Raw genomic sequence first — 13,195 nt, 5'->3', positions numbered from 1 at the left:
TGCTATCGCCCTAGGTCGGAGGTGGTTACTTCAATTCCAGGAAATGCCCGTCGGAACTGCTCGATGACGCCCTGGCAGGACGTGCAAACCGGACGTTCGGAGGTTATATGTATCCTTCCGCTCGCGGAAGGATCAAGGTTTTGCGCTACGTGTTCGAGGATCTTGTGCTCCGCGTCAGAGGCGCGGGCTGCGTCGAATCGAGGGTTCTCAAACATCGGTACGGCGCCGGGGTACTGGTGTGCCCTGCTGGTGCCGATCAACTCGCCGGACGACCCATTGATCTCGTAGTCGGCCACCGCGATGTTCCGCCCCTTGCCAACTTTGTGTTCCTCTCGATAGTTATCGATCTTCTCTTCGCAAGACATGAGCCCCAGCGGGTCCATGCCGGTCAGTGGGTTCGGTGCGTACCCGTAATGTTTGGGACCTGCAGCCAAGCCCAACGGATCGCTGCTCGCGTAGCGCCCCGTCTCCGCAGCGTAGTGACGCTGGAAGTTGTAGTTGAATCCGGTTTCGGGGTCATGGTACTGGCCGGGGAAGCGCAGTGGGGTGTAAGCGCCTGTGCGACTTTGGTCCGTTGTGTTGCCCCACAGGGTTGTTCGGTGAAACCAGGCGATGCCGCCTTGGTCGTTGATCAGCTCGGTGGGAGATCCGACGAGGTCCGTGACGATGGAGTAGAACTGCTCGTCCACCCACTGCTGCGGGGCGTGGCGCAGTGGTGATCGTTCGGTTTGGGTGATCGGCCGGAAGGTCCCGGGCTCGTAGTTCCAAACGGTGACGCGGCGGTCGCCGAGTTGGGGGCCGTTCGGCACACCGTCGGTGTGCGCCTGTTCGGCCAGGACCAGGCCGTCCCAGATGAACTCGGTCTGCTCGACCACTTGCGTACCGTCGGAGGTCAGGCGTTGCTTGGCGACGCGGCGACCGAGGGGGTCGTAGCGGTATCGCCAGCGGGAGCCGTCCGGGGTGAGAACCTCGATTAGCCGGTCATCGGAGTCCCAGAAGTACCGCCACGTTTCGGGCTTCTGGGACAGGCGTTTGCGCTGCCGGAGCACGACCCGGCCCTGCGCGTCGTGTTCGTAGCGGACGTTTCCCGTGCGGCGCACGAGGGTTCCGTTGTACTCCCGTTCGCCCATTGCTTCGGCGTCCGGCGAGCCTTGCGGCACCGGCCAGGAGGCGTTCGCGATGTTGCCTGCGGAGTCGTAGGCGTAGCGCTCGGTCCAGCCCGCACCTTGGACGACAGTGACCCGACCTACCTGGTCGAGTTCGAACGTGCGTGGGCCGGTGAGCTGGTCGTCGATTCCGGTCAGGTAGCCGTCCGAGCGGTAGGTGTACGTCCGTTGCTGGATGGGCCGGCCACCAAGTCCGTTTAGTTCCTGCGACAGCAGTTGGTGGTTGGCGTCCCACACCTGGGACAGGACGGTGTTCGGGCCGAGGGCTCGTTGGATCTCTTGGCCTGCCGCGTCGTAGCCGAAGCGGAGGGTGCGGCCGGAGATGTGCAGTGCAGTTGGGCGGCTGTTCGCGTCGTATTCCCAGATGCTTTCCGCGCCTGATGGTGTGCGGCGGTGGGTTCTCCTGCCCAGCGCGTCGTAGGCCGAGGAGACCGTTCGGCCGTTGATCGTTTCGGAGAGGACTCGTCCGAGCGGGTCGCGGTGGAAGGTGACCTGTGTGTCGGTGTCCAACGCTTCGACGAGTCGACCCAGCTCGTCGTAGGTGTACGTCGTCGTCTTCGAGCTGTCCCGGCGCTCGATGACGTTGCCCAGCGCGTCACGTGCGAAGTAGGTGACCTCTCCTGCGCCGTTGGTGCGTTGGAGGAGTTGCCCAGCCGCGTCGTGCTGGTAGGTGACGACTCGGTCGTTGAAGTCGGTTTCGCGGACCACGTTTCCGGCCGGGTCGTAGTCGTAGCGCCAGACCAGCCCCTGCTCGTTGGTAACGCCGATCAGGCGCAGTTCCGTGTCGTAGGTGAATTCGAGGCGGGTTCCGTCCGGCTTGACCTCGACCGATGGAAGGTCGAAGTGGGTGACTTCGGTGTGCGTCTCCTGCTTCAGGGCGTTCACGTGGGTGCGGAGGTTGCCCTCGCCGTCGTAGATCCACCGCTCGGTGGCCCCGTTCGGCAATGTGCGCCACGCTGGTTTGCCTTCGACCGTCCAGCCGAACCGGGTGGTTCCGCCCAGCGGGTCGACGATCGCCCTAACACGGCCGAAGGCATCGCGCTCGTATCGCGCGGTGCTGCCGAGCGGGTCGGTCACCGACGACGGCAGCCCGGCTGCATCTGTTTCGATTCGTCGGGTGCTTCCGAGCGCGTCGGTTGCAGCAGTGAGACGCCCGTCCTCGTCGTAGCTGTAGCGCGTGACCGCCCCCAACGGGTCAACGATGCTGGTCAGGTTGCCGCGTTCGTCGTACTCGCGGCGGGAGATCGAGCCGTCCGGGGTGATGACGGTGATCGGCAGGCGGAGGTCGTTGTATTCGAAGCGGGTTTGATCGCCGTCCGGGCGGGTGACCGCGACGAGGTTCTCGGCGTCGTCGTAGGCGAAGCGGACGGTGCGGCCGAGTGGGTCCGTCCGGGAGACCAGGCGGTCGTAGGTATCCCACTCGGACAGCGTTTCTCCGCCGAGCGGGTCGATTTCGCGGACCACCTGGCGCTTTTCGTTCAGGCGGAACGTTGTGACGTGGCCGAGGGAGTTGGTGAGGCGGGTGACTCCTTCTTCGTACTCGAACGTTCCCGTCAGGAAGCCGCCGGAGCCTTCCGTGCCGATGCAGCGGCCTTGGCGGTCGTAGGTGTAGCGATACCAGTGGGCGTTTCGGTCCGTCCAGCTGGTTATCCGGCCCGCTTGGTCGTACTCGAACTTCAGCGGTAGGCCCGAGGCGTTGACCACGCCCGTCAGGCGCTGGTCGGTGTACTCGTAGCGCATCAGCAGGAGGTCTTCGCCGTTGTCCGCTTCGCGCAGGTAGAGCGCCGTGATCAGGTCGTTCTCGGACTCGACCCGGATTCGGTAGCCGCCCGTGTGGCGGATCTCCACCGGCGTGCCGGCGTCGTGGTCGAACTCGATCCGGTTGCCGTTGCGGTCGGTGATGCTGGTCAGCGGGAGGACGCGGTTTCCCGGCGCGAAGTGGTAGCGCCTACCGGACTCGATCTCGGTCAGCGTGTAGCCGTCGTCTTCATGCCTGGTGAGCGTGTTGCGCGAGCCCTCGAACCGGACGGTCGAACCGACCGCGGGATTCGGGCCGAACAGGAGTTTTCCGTCTTCGGCGGCGAAGGACACGCCCGCGCTGCCGACCTCCAGGCGCTGGTCCAGGGTGGACGTCCAGGACGGGCCGAAGTGCAGTCCCACCCGGTACGAGGACAGGTGTGTCCGCTTCAGCACCAGCGGGAGAACTGCCGCGATCTCCACATCGGTCTGCGGCAGGATCATCTCTCCGGTGGCGACGTCGATCGGGTCGTTCTCGCACTTCCGGTTGCCCTCGTCGCGGTTGGGGGTCTCCGGGTCGTCGGTCTTGTTCTGGAGATTGCCGTCTTCGCTCTTGGACTTCGGGTTGTCCGGCGACGTGCCGTCCGGGCTTGAGGACGTGCTGTCGGGAGAGGTGCTCGACGGGGACGTGTCGGGGGAGTTGGGGGTGGCGTCGGGTTTGGGGCTCGGGGCGTCCACGCTGGACGGGCTCGTGCCGGCCGGGCCGTCGACCTTTCGGAGGCCCTTCAGGGCGTCCTTGATGCCTTCCCAGATCTCGTCGAGCTTCTTCAGCAGCGGCTGCAGCTTGTTCAGGGAGCGGGTCAGCTTGGTGATGACGTCCGAGATCTTGCTGACCCACTTGGCGATCAACCCCGCCGCTTCCGCGACCACCGCCGGGGTGCCGATGCCGAGGGTGCCGCCGATTTCCGCGATCCAGCGCGGAATCCGGGTGATCAGCGCCGCCACGCACTCGGCGACCAGGTCGCGCACCAGCTCGCGGACGATGCCGACCAGCACGCCGACGATCTCGACGACCGTGCTGATCGTGTTCGCCGCGCCGCCCGCCGCCTTGATCTGCTCGGCCTGCTTCGTCGTGGCGTTCTTGTAGGCGTCGGCCGCCTCACCGGTCCAGGTGCCGGTGATGTTGTTGACCTCGTTGGTGAAATCGGCCGCGACCTGCTCCACCGACTTCGCGACGTTGCCCCACGTCTGCGCGTAGGCGGAGATCTGATCCGGGTCGCCGGCCAGCCAGTCCAGGGCGTCCGACAGCGGCTTGACGTGCTCCATCAGCCAGGACACCGCGTACGAGACCAGCGTGCCGACCGGGTCCATCACCATCGACAGCGCTTCCAGGCCCGCGCCGGCCGCGCCGAGCGCGATCTCCGACCAGGAACCCGATTCGATGCCGGACTGGAGGTCGCCGACGGACTCGAGGATGCCGATGCCGCTCACCGCGGTGGTGGAGTCCTCACGCTGCGCGACCAGTGGGTTGTCCGCCATCGTCACACCTCCCAGCCGGAGAAGCCGTCGGCGTTCGCCTGGTCACCGGATTCGTAGGTCTGCGCGGTGTCCTTGACGTTGCCGGCCTGGTCGCTCATGGACTCCGACGCGGTGGACAGGGCGTCGACCCCCGGCTGCGAGACCGCCTGCACGATCGGCACGAAGAACGAGCAGATCACCCCGTAGGCCTCGGTGCCCATCGTGACCTGGTTCGCCGCGTCCAACGCGGTCTTCAGCTGATCGGAAAGCGCGTCGAGCTTGCTGGCGTGCGACCGGAGTTCCTCCGGCGACACGTCGAATGCGTTCGTCATCGTCATCCCCCAGGCGACGGTCAGCGCAGGTAGGAGTCGTCCTCGAAGTCTTCGTCGTCGGGTGGCCGGCGCTCCGCACCGTCCTCGGCCTCGGGATCGGGGAAGCGCTCCCGGTACGCCGACACGACCGCGTTGACGGTCTCGGTGTCGTCGCCGACCGTGGCCGACATGACCTCGGCCACCTGGTCCCGGATGCCCGCCTGGGCCTGCCGCATCGTCGTCAGCACCGACTCCGCCAGACCCGCGCCGGACATCCGGCGCGCGTCGTCGGTGATCTGCAGGTCGGTGACCGCGCCGGCGCTGTCGACCGTCACCCGCACCACCCCGTCGCGGGACTCCGCGGTGGCCTTGACCGCCGTCACCTCCTGCTGCATCTGCTGGTAGCGGTCGGCCTTCGCCTGGATGCCGGCGGCCCAGCGCCTGATCTCCTCCTCGGTTCGCGCGCCGTCGACGCCGAAGACAGGTTCGCTCACGAAATCCCCCATGACCGCTCGGTTCCCGATCTCGCGCAGGCTAGCCGCGGCGTCGGCGGCGGGTCAGCGCTTCGGTGCGAAACTGGCCCGAACAGAGCAGCGCCCGCCCACCGTCGGCAGGAGTGGCGTTGACTACTCCCGGTGCTGGTGGATGAGGGTTTTGAGACCTCGCTGTGATATCCAGGTAAGGGTGACCCTCCAGCCGCTCGCGACCGCCGTCCACCGCGCCTACACCGCGGATCTGGACGCCGAGGACTTCTACCGGATGCTGCGCCTGCGCGTCGACGTGTTCGTCGTCGAACAGGAATGCCCCTACCCGGAGCTGGACGGTCGCGACCTGGAGGAGACCACTCGCCACTTCTGGATCGACTCCGCCGACGGCTACGTGCTCGGCTACCTGCGGCTGCTGGAAGACCCCGACGGCACGTTCCACATCGGCCGGGTCTGCACCGCCAAGAGCGCGCGCGGGCTGGGGCTGGGGCGCAAGCTGATGCGCGCCGCGGTCGCCGAGGTGCAGCACACGCCTGCCGTGCTCGCCGCCCAGGCCCACGCCAAGGAGTTCTACCGCTCCTTCGGCTTCGTCGAGGACGGCGAGGAATACCTCGAGGACGGCATCCCGCACGTCGACATGCGCCGGGAGCCCCGCCGGCGGGCGTGATCGGCGCTACTCGGGATTTGACCTCCGCCATCCGGGCTGTCGCGCTCCCCGCGTCCAGAGCCTGTTTCCACCGCTACATCACCGACGGGCTGCACGCCGCCCGCCGGTGACAGTGGACGGCGTTTTCGCGCGAGATCGCCACCCCGCGGGCCCCGGCCGCAGTGGTGCTGGTCTCGTCGCCGCCGCGGCCGGTTGGTCCGCCGGGCCGGTTCTGCGACGATGCACCTTGATCCGAATGCAAGGGGTGCGCCAGGAAGCCGGTGGGAATCCGGCACGGTCGGCGCCACTGTGACCGGGGAGCGGCCCTCCCTCGCGAGCCACCGGGGAGACCTGGGAAGGCCGGAGGGGCGCGGTGATCCGGGAGTCAGGACACTGCCGCCCCTTGTTCCCGCCACCGGGGCGTCCGAACCCCGAGGAAGGAACACCGGCATGACCGCTGCCCCGCGCTTCCCCTTCTCCGCCGTCGTCGGCCACGACGACCTCCGGCTGGCGCTGCTGCTCAACGCCGTGCACCCGGCCATCGGCGGCGTGCTCGTCCGAGGGGAGAAGGGCACGGCGAAGTCGACCGTGGTGCGTGCGCTGGCGTCGCTCTTGCCGCCGCTCGACGTGATCACCGGCTGCCGCTTCGGCTGCGCCCCGCAGGCCGCCGACCCGCAATGCCCGGACGGCCCGCACGGCTCCGAAGCCGCGCAACGACCCGCCCAGCTCGTCGAACTCCCCGTCGGCGCCACCGAAGACCGGTTGATCGGCTCGCTCGACCTGGAACGCGCCCTGACCGAAGGGGTCCGCGCCTTCCAGCCCGGCCTGCTCGCCGCCGCGCACCGGGGCGTGCTCTACGTCGACGAGGTGAACCTGCTGCACGACCACCTCGTGGACCTCCTGCTGGACGCCGCGGCGATGGGCCGCGCGCACGTCGAGCGGGAAGGCGTTTCGGTGTCGCACGCGGCGTCATTCCTGCTGGTGGGCACCATGAACCCCGAGGAGGGCGAGCTGCGCCCGCAGCTGCTCGACCGGTTCGGCCTCACCGTGCACGTCGCCGCGTCGCGGGATGTGACGACCCGGACCGAGGTGGTGCGCCGCCGCCTGGCGTTCGAAGCCGACCCGGCCGGGTTCGCCGCGAGGTGGGCCGACGCCGACGCTGAACTGGCCGAGCGGATCGCCGCCGCCCGCGCCCGGGTGGACTCGGTGGACCTCCCGGACGCCGAGCTCCGCCGGATCTCCGCGCTGTGCGCGTCCTTCGACGTCGACGGCATGCGAGCCGACCTCGTGCTGGCGCGTACCGCCACAGCGCACGCGGCCTGGCGCGGCGCCGAGGCGGTCGCCGAGGAGGACGTCGAGGCGGCGGCCCGGCTCGCGCTGCCGCACCGGCGCCGCCGCGACCCGTTCGACGAGCCCGGCATCGACGAGGACCAGCTCCAACAGGCCCTGTCCGAGGCGGCGGAGCACGCCGACGACGGCGACGACGAACCGCCGGAGGGCCCGGACGGCGGCGGTCAGCCGCCGGAAGGGCCCGAAGGACCCACCGGGCCGGACGGCGGAGCCGACGGCTCGGAGGAGCGCAGCGACGACCGGGCGCCCGCGGAGCGGCCGCCGGCGGCGCCGGCGCCGGCGTTCCAGGCGCGGCTGCTGGAGGTGCCGGGGCTCGGCGACGGCGCGCCGGGGCGGCGGTCGCGGTCCCGGGCGCGGAGCGGCCGGACGACGGGGGCATCCACTGTGGAGGGCCACGGCATCCACCTGGCGGCCACGCTGGCCGCCGCGGCGCCGCATCAGGTCACGCGCGGGCGCAGCGGCCCCGGGCTGGTGCTGCGCGGCGACGACCTGCGGCGCGCCATCCGGGAGGGGCGCGAGGGGAACCTGGTGCTGTTCGCGGTGGACGCGTCGGGATCGATGGCCGCCAGGGAGCGGATGTCGGCGGTCAGCGGCGCCGTCCTGTCGCTGCTGCGGGACGCCTACCAGCGGCGCGACAAGGTCGGCGTGGTGACCTTCCGCGGCGACTCGGCGGAACTCGCGTTGCCGCCGACGTCCTCTGTGGACATCGCGGCCGCGCGGATGCGCCGGCTGCGCACCGGTGGCCGCACGCCGCTGGCCGACGGATTGCTGCGCGTGCACCGGGTGGTGCAGACCGAGCGGATGCGGGACCCGCAGCGCCGGGCCCTGGTCGTGCTGCTGACCGACGGAAAGGCCACCGTGCCGCTGGATTCCGGGCTCACCGGGCGGATTCGCACGCAGCGCGCCGTCGATGACGCGCTGCGCTCGGCGGGCCTGCTCGCCGAGGCCGGCGTCGCGTCCGTCGTGGTGGACTGCGAGAACGGACCGGTCCGGCTCGGCCTGGCCGGCCGGCTCGGGGCCGCGCTGGGCGGTCCCTGCCTGCGGCTGGAGGAGCTGTCCGCGGACAACGTCGCCGGCGTCGTCCGCGCGGTCCGGGACGAGCGGCCCCGCGCCGCTTGATCTCGTTTTGATTACGAGATCCGGCGTTCCGTCTTCTGGCCCACCCGACCGATTGGTACGGTGACGCCGTCCACCTGACCCCCAGGGGTGGACCCGCAAGATGCCCCCGCGCTCCCGGTAACCCCCAGGCCGGTCGAGTGCGGGGGCTCTTTTAATCGCGCCTCACGCGGCCCGGTCGCCGACCGGGGACGCGACGACGCGGGTTTGGTAGCGGTGGCGGCAGGCGGCGGCGACGATCAGCAGCGGAACCGCCGTGGCGGCGGCGATCCCGAAGATCAGGCCGTACGAGCCGCGCTCCGCGAAATGGCCGGCCGCCGCCGATGCGGCCGCGCTGCCCAGGAACAACGCCGACGCGAACAACGCCACGGCGGTGCCCCTGGCCTCCGGGGCCACCGAGGTCACCCAGGTCTGCAACGACGAGTGCATGAACGACCAACCACCGCCGAGCAGCAACGCCGTGACCACCACCGTCGCGATGCTCGTGGTGGCGGTCACCACCAGGTAGCCGACGAACATCGAGGCGCCGCCGATCGCGATCAGCTGCCAGACCGCCAAGCGCCGCCCCAACACCTTCACCAGCCGGGAGAACACCCACACGCCGACGCCGTACGCGGCGGTGGCGAGCCCGGCCACCGCGACGTCCACGCCCTCGTGAACCAGTGCCGACGCCAGGAACGTCATGGTGCCCAGCAGCACCGCGCCCTCGACGAAAACCAACCCGAAGACCAGCAGAGCCCAACGATTCGTCAGCACCGCCATCAGGTGGCTGCGCACACCCTGGGCCTGAGCCCGCTCCGGCTCCGGCAGCTTGCGGAGCAGGACGACGCAACCCGCGGCGCAAACGGCAGGAAGCGCGAAAACCGCGCGCCAGTCCAGAAAACCGGCCAGCAGTCCACCGACGGCGGTCGCCAGCGCCGTGCCCATCGCCGAGGCCGCCATCAGATCGGAAAGCGCGCCCTGCCGGTGCTCCTGCGGCACGGTGTCGCCGACGTAGGTCAGTGACGCGGGGACGACGGCCCCCATGCACGCGCCGGTGACCACGCGCGCCACGACCAGCGCGGTCAGGTTCGGCGCCAGTGCGGAAACCACCCCGCCCGCCGCGGCGGCGAGCATCGTGCCGCGCATGACCGGTAGCCGGCCGAAGCGGTCCGACAGCAAACCCCACAGCGGCTGGGAAAGGCCGTAGGCGAGGAAGTAGCCGCTGGCGACGGCGACCGCCGCGGCCAGCGGCTCGTCCATCGCCAGCGCGATCAGCAGCAGCATCGGGGTGACCGCGAAGCGGTCGAAGTTGGAGATCAGCGCGGCGAAGGACAGCGCCAGCGGCGGCCTGGTCGGCATCGGGCGACTCCTCGCTGACTGGGACGACCATCCATGATCGTCGCCTGCACCGTTCCAGAGCCCCGTGAGCTCGGCCACCATCGAATCGGTGGCATTAGGCCATTGGGGGCGATCAAGCGGGTGAGGTATTGCGGATTTGTCTCGTATCAGCGTTCGCGCACGGGGTGCGGTGCTAGGTTCGGTCGCGCTGCGGGGAAAGACGAACTTCTGGGGAGAAGCGATGACGGGGTCGATTGGATCGGCGGCGGCCGGGCTCGCCGCCACGAACGACGCCATGCAGGGCATCATCAGCGCGGCCAACAGCGGCGGCTTCCAGGTCACGCCGGAGGCAGGCGACGAGCTGATCAGGGTCTTCCAGGACTTCCAGGACGGCGCGCTGCTGGATATTCAGAGAGAGCTGTCCAACCTGAAGTACCGGACCCCTTTGGGCGATAGCCCAGCAGGTCAGGCTATCGCCGACTTCAACGAACAGGTTGTAGCGGGCGGCGACGGTCGTTCCTATGAAGAACTGATCTTGCAGATGAAAGAGCGAGTGCCGCAAGTGATCGAAGCGATCAAGAAGGGCATTCAATCGTACCGGGAAGTCGACGAGGGCAACGCTGGCAACGTTGGCGTGCGGGATTGAGAACGGGGATTGCTCAGGTGCGTAGGTCGTTGACGAAGTCTGTGATCGCCGGAGCGCTCGCGCTGTTGGCGCTGGCTGCCGCGGGCTGTGGATCGTCGGGCACTGGCGGAACCGGCGACGGTTCAGGAGAAACCGGGGAGAGCGCATCGCCGACGAGCAATGCGGCAGCAGCCATCGATCCCTGCCAGACGTTGAAGTCGGCCGATACGGCAAAGCTGGGCGTCAAAGGTCCTGGCACGCCCAAGCGCTACGCGGGCGCTCCTGGCTGTGATTTCAAGCTTGCTGTAGGTGGCATTTCCGTGGTGGTGAACAGCGACAAGTCGGTGGACGAACTGAACCTCACCGAAGGCAAGGTCGATGCCGTCTCTGCCGCAGGTGTGGACGGCAAGCGCGTCCGCGAGCTCGTCGGTCCGGGAGACTGCGGGGTGTTCTTCCCCCTATCTCCAAAGGAATCCATTGCGATTAACGCCACCGCGCGCGACACCGAAGCGGCGTGCCAGGCGGCGCAGGATGCTGCGCCGTTGGTGCTGGCGAATCTTCCGAAGAACTGAAGCATTTGCGTAGAACTTAAAAAGGTGGATCAAGGGGGAAGTCATGACGTCGCCACCGGGTGGTGGGTCGGAATACATCGCCGATCACGAGCACTCCGCGTACGAGCAGGGGAAGCAGGAGTACGCGGGCGCGTCCAACGTGCCGATCATCGGCGATGTGCTGACGGACGTGCTGTCGAAGGCCAAGGCCACGGCGGAAGCGTCGAAGTACGGGCAGGAGCAGGCCAAGGCCCTGTCGGTCGACCAGGAGCTTCGCGAGAAGCCCGGTTCGCTGGGGAACACGCACTACCTGTCCTTCGAGCACAAGGAGATGGACCGGTTCGTCCGGGAGAACTTCGATCCCGCCGCGGTGCACGACATCGGTCGCGTCTACCACGGTCACGGGGCGAAGTTCCTGGAGTTCGCCGAGCAGATCCGGCAGGCCGCGACCAAGACGGAGCACACCTGGCAGGGCGAGGCCGGTGACGCAATGCGGAAGCACGTCACGCAGCTGGCCGACCACATGTCGCACTCCGGCAGCGCGGCTCAGCTCACCGCCAACCAGGTCGGCATGCAGGCCGAGGCGGCGGAGCGGGCGCGGAACTCGATGCCCGAGGTCGTCGAGTTCGACATGAAGCAGGAGCTGAAGAACTACTTCTCCGACCCGAACCCGTTCACGGCCCTCAGCCGGGCCAACGACATCGTGGAGAAGCAGGAGAAGAGCCAGGCCGCTCACCAGGAAGCGGCCCAGGTGATGTCGAAGATGGAGACCAACTTCGGGACGGCCGCGGCGCAGACGCCGGCGTTCGTGCCCGCCCCGCGCGGGCCCGAGGAGCCGCCCGGCACGTCGCAGCAGACGCAGAACACGATCGGTTCCATCAACCCGTCGAGCACGCCCGCGTCGACCCAGTCGGCCTGGACCGGCCCGAACACCTCGACGCCGCAGTACAGCCCGCCCAGCGCGCCGAACGTCCCGCCGAGCAGCACGAACGCGGTGTGGCAGCAGAGCCCGCCGGCCACGCCGCCGTCGGACACCCGCTGGAATCCGAACACCGGCCAGTGGGAGCGCCAGAACCCCTACAACGGGCGGTGGGCTCCGCTGCCGCCGAACCAGCAGCGCCCCGGCCCCGGCGGGCCCGGTGGCGGACGCCCGGGCGGCGCCGGTGGCATGGGCGGTGGCCGCGGCGGCGGACTGGGAGGTGCCGGCCGGGTCGGAGGTGCCGGTGGCGGCCAGCTCGGCGCTGGTGGTCGTGCCGGAATCGGCGGCCTGGGGGCCGCCGGTGGTGCGAGTGCCGGTGGTGCCGGAGCCGGTGGTGCGGCCGGTGGTCGTGGTGGTGCCGGGATGGCCGGCGGCGGCGCGGCCGGTCGCGGCCAGGGCGGCAAGTCCGAAGAGGACGACGAGCACGAGAGCAAGTACGTGGTCGACACCGATGAGGCCTGGGACGACCTCGGGTTGCCGAAGGTCGCGCCGCCGGTGTTCGGCGAGTAGCCCGCCCGCGTTCGAAGTTTCGCGCGATTCCCCGAGGAACACCGGTTCCTCGGGGGATCGAGGCGTGCCCAGAAGGGGAAGAGATGATCGAATCGTTCACGCTTTCCGCGGAGGCGGCGGACGTCCTCGGCGAGGATCTGCGGGTCGACCTTAGGCAGTTCCCGTTCGAGATCCCGCACTTCGCCGCCACGCTCGACGAACGCGCCCGGCTCCGCAAGGACGTCTGGGGTGGGCTGGAGCAGCGCCGGCTGGCCGATCGCGGCCGCGCCGAACCGGAGGTGGAGCAGGCGCTGAACCTGCTGCACCGCCCGGAGATCGGCGTCGCGGTCACCTCCTACGACGGCAAGTCGGACGCCGTCTACCGGGCGCGCGTGGCGGTGGCCGGGCGGGTCGGGGTGCTGGCGGTTCAGGAAGAGCAGGGCCTGCGGATCGAGTTCATCGACGTCCGCGGCCTCGCCCGGGTCTGCGTCGGCCTGCTGCCGGAGGTCCCGGCCGGCAAGCTCGACGCGGGGACGATCGCCGCCGACGGCGAGCCGAAGCCCCAGCCGGTGCGCGAGGCGGAGCCGGATTCCTGGCTGGGCTCGGCGCAGCCGGGCGCGTCGCGGCGAGGCGGCGGGGACCTGCGCAAGGTGGAGAAGATCATGGCCCTGCCGACGCGGCGGGTCGGCTACTTCGTGGTGACCGGCCGGGACGGCGGCGGGCAGCCGGTCCGGCTCCCGGCGATCGGCTGGCGGGACACCGAAGAAGGCCGCTACAGCGTCACGACGCGTCGCAACAACGACGGCGAGCGCTGGAACACCTTCGGCCCGGCGGACAAGCAGCGGCTGGCCCGGTACCTCGACGAGCAGCTCGCGGCCTTCCGGCCCGCCCGCTGAGATCGT

10 protein-coding genes and 1 riboswitch are annotated in these 13,195 nt (G+C 69.4%); of the genes, 6 read left to right on the top strand and 4 right to left on the bottom strand.

All coding sequences use genetic code 11. The annotated features are described in order from the left end of the window. Positions 1-2: 2 nt before the first annotated feature. Genes AC07EQ_RS13075 through AC07EQ_RS13065 form a run of 3 tightly spaced genes read right to left on the bottom strand, consistent with a single transcriptional unit; the run spans position 3 to position 5,226 of the window. The gene (locus AC07EQ_RS13075; protein WP_478388188.1) at positions 3-4,442 is read right to left on the bottom strand and encodes a DUF6531 domain-containing protein; all 4,440 of its coding nucleotides are present in this window, start codon (positions 4,440-4,442) and stop codon (positions 3-5) included. A 2-nt stretch (positions 4,443-4,444) separates the two neighbouring features. Further along, a complete protein-coding gene (locus AC07EQ_RS13070; protein ID WP_478388187.1) occupies positions 4,445-4,753 on the bottom strand; it encodes a type VII secretion target in 309 nt (102 codons plus the stop codon). Between the two features lie 20 nt (positions 4,754-4,773). Then, on the bottom strand, positions 4,774-5,226 hold the full coding sequence (locus tag AC07EQ_RS13065) for a YbaB/EbfC family nucleoid-associated protein (RefSeq protein ID WP_478388186.1): 453 nt from the start codon (positions 5,224-5,226) through the stop codon (positions 4,774-4,776). Between the two features lie 190 nt (positions 5,227-5,416). Between AC07EQ_RS13065 and AC07EQ_RS13060 the strand changes: the two genes are divergently transcribed. Together AC07EQ_RS13060 and AC07EQ_RS13055 are read left to right on the top strand one after the other, a co-directional pair. Beyond that, entirely contained in the window at positions 5,417-5,884 is a 468-nt protein-coding gene (locus AC07EQ_RS13060; RefSeq protein ID WP_478388185.1) for a GNAT family N-acetyltransferase, read from the top strand. A gap of 225 nt (positions 5,885-6,109) precedes the next feature. Further along, positions 6,110-6,281: riboswitch (cobalamin riboswitch) on the top strand. 32 nt (positions 6,282-6,313) lie between these two features. Continuing rightward, positions 6,314-8,332 carry a putative cobaltochelatase gene (locus AC07EQ_RS13055; RefSeq protein WP_478388184.1) on the top strand — a complete coding sequence of 673 codons (2,019 nt, stop codon included), beginning with the start codon at positions 6,314-6,316 and terminating at the stop codon, positions 8,330-8,332. A 162-nt stretch (positions 8,333-8,494) separates the two neighbouring features. Here the strand turns inward: AC07EQ_RS13055 and AC07EQ_RS13050 are convergent, their stop codons facing one another. Beyond that, the gene (locus AC07EQ_RS13050) at positions 8,495-9,670 is read right to left on the bottom strand and encodes an MFS transporter (protein ID WP_478388183.1); all 1,176 of its coding nucleotides are present in this window, start codon (positions 9,668-9,670) and stop codon (positions 8,495-8,497) included. A 220-nt stretch (positions 9,671-9,890) separates the two neighbouring features. Here AC07EQ_RS13050 and AC07EQ_RS13045 point away from each other — a divergent pair, with 220 nt between their 5' ends. The 4 genes from AC07EQ_RS13045 (at position 9,891) to AC07EQ_RS13030 (ending at position 13,189) form a co-directional block, all read left to right on the top strand. Then, a complete protein-coding gene (locus AC07EQ_RS13045) occupies positions 9,891-10,295 on the top strand; it encodes a hypothetical protein (RefSeq protein WP_478388182.1) in 405 nt (134 codons plus the stop codon). A 29-nt stretch (positions 10,296-10,324) separates the two neighbouring features. After that, positions 10,325-10,846, top strand: a complete 522-nt coding sequence (locus tag AC07EQ_RS13040) for a DUF3558 family protein (RefSeq protein WP_478388181.1) — start codon at positions 10,325-10,327, stop codon at positions 10,844-10,846. Positions 10,847-10,889: 43 nt separating this feature from the next. Continuing rightward, complete coding sequence (locus AC07EQ_RS13035; RefSeq protein ID WP_478388180.1) at positions 10,890-12,314, top strand: PPE domain-containing protein; 1,425 nt, start codon at positions 10,890-10,892, stop codon at positions 12,312-12,314. A gap of 83 nt (positions 12,315-12,397) precedes the next feature. Next, a complete protein-coding gene (locus AC07EQ_RS13030; RefSeq protein WP_478388179.1) occupies positions 12,398-13,189 on the top strand; it encodes an ESX secretion-associated protein EspG in 792 nt (263 codons plus the stop codon). The last annotated feature ends 6 nt before the right edge of the window (positions 13,190-13,195 follow it).

It is taken from the genome of Saccharopolyspora sp. NPDC045839, from assembly GCF_056431645.1.
The sequence above is the reverse complement of the archived record's forward strand: the minus strand, read 5'-3'. Positions and strand labels throughout refer to the sequence as shown.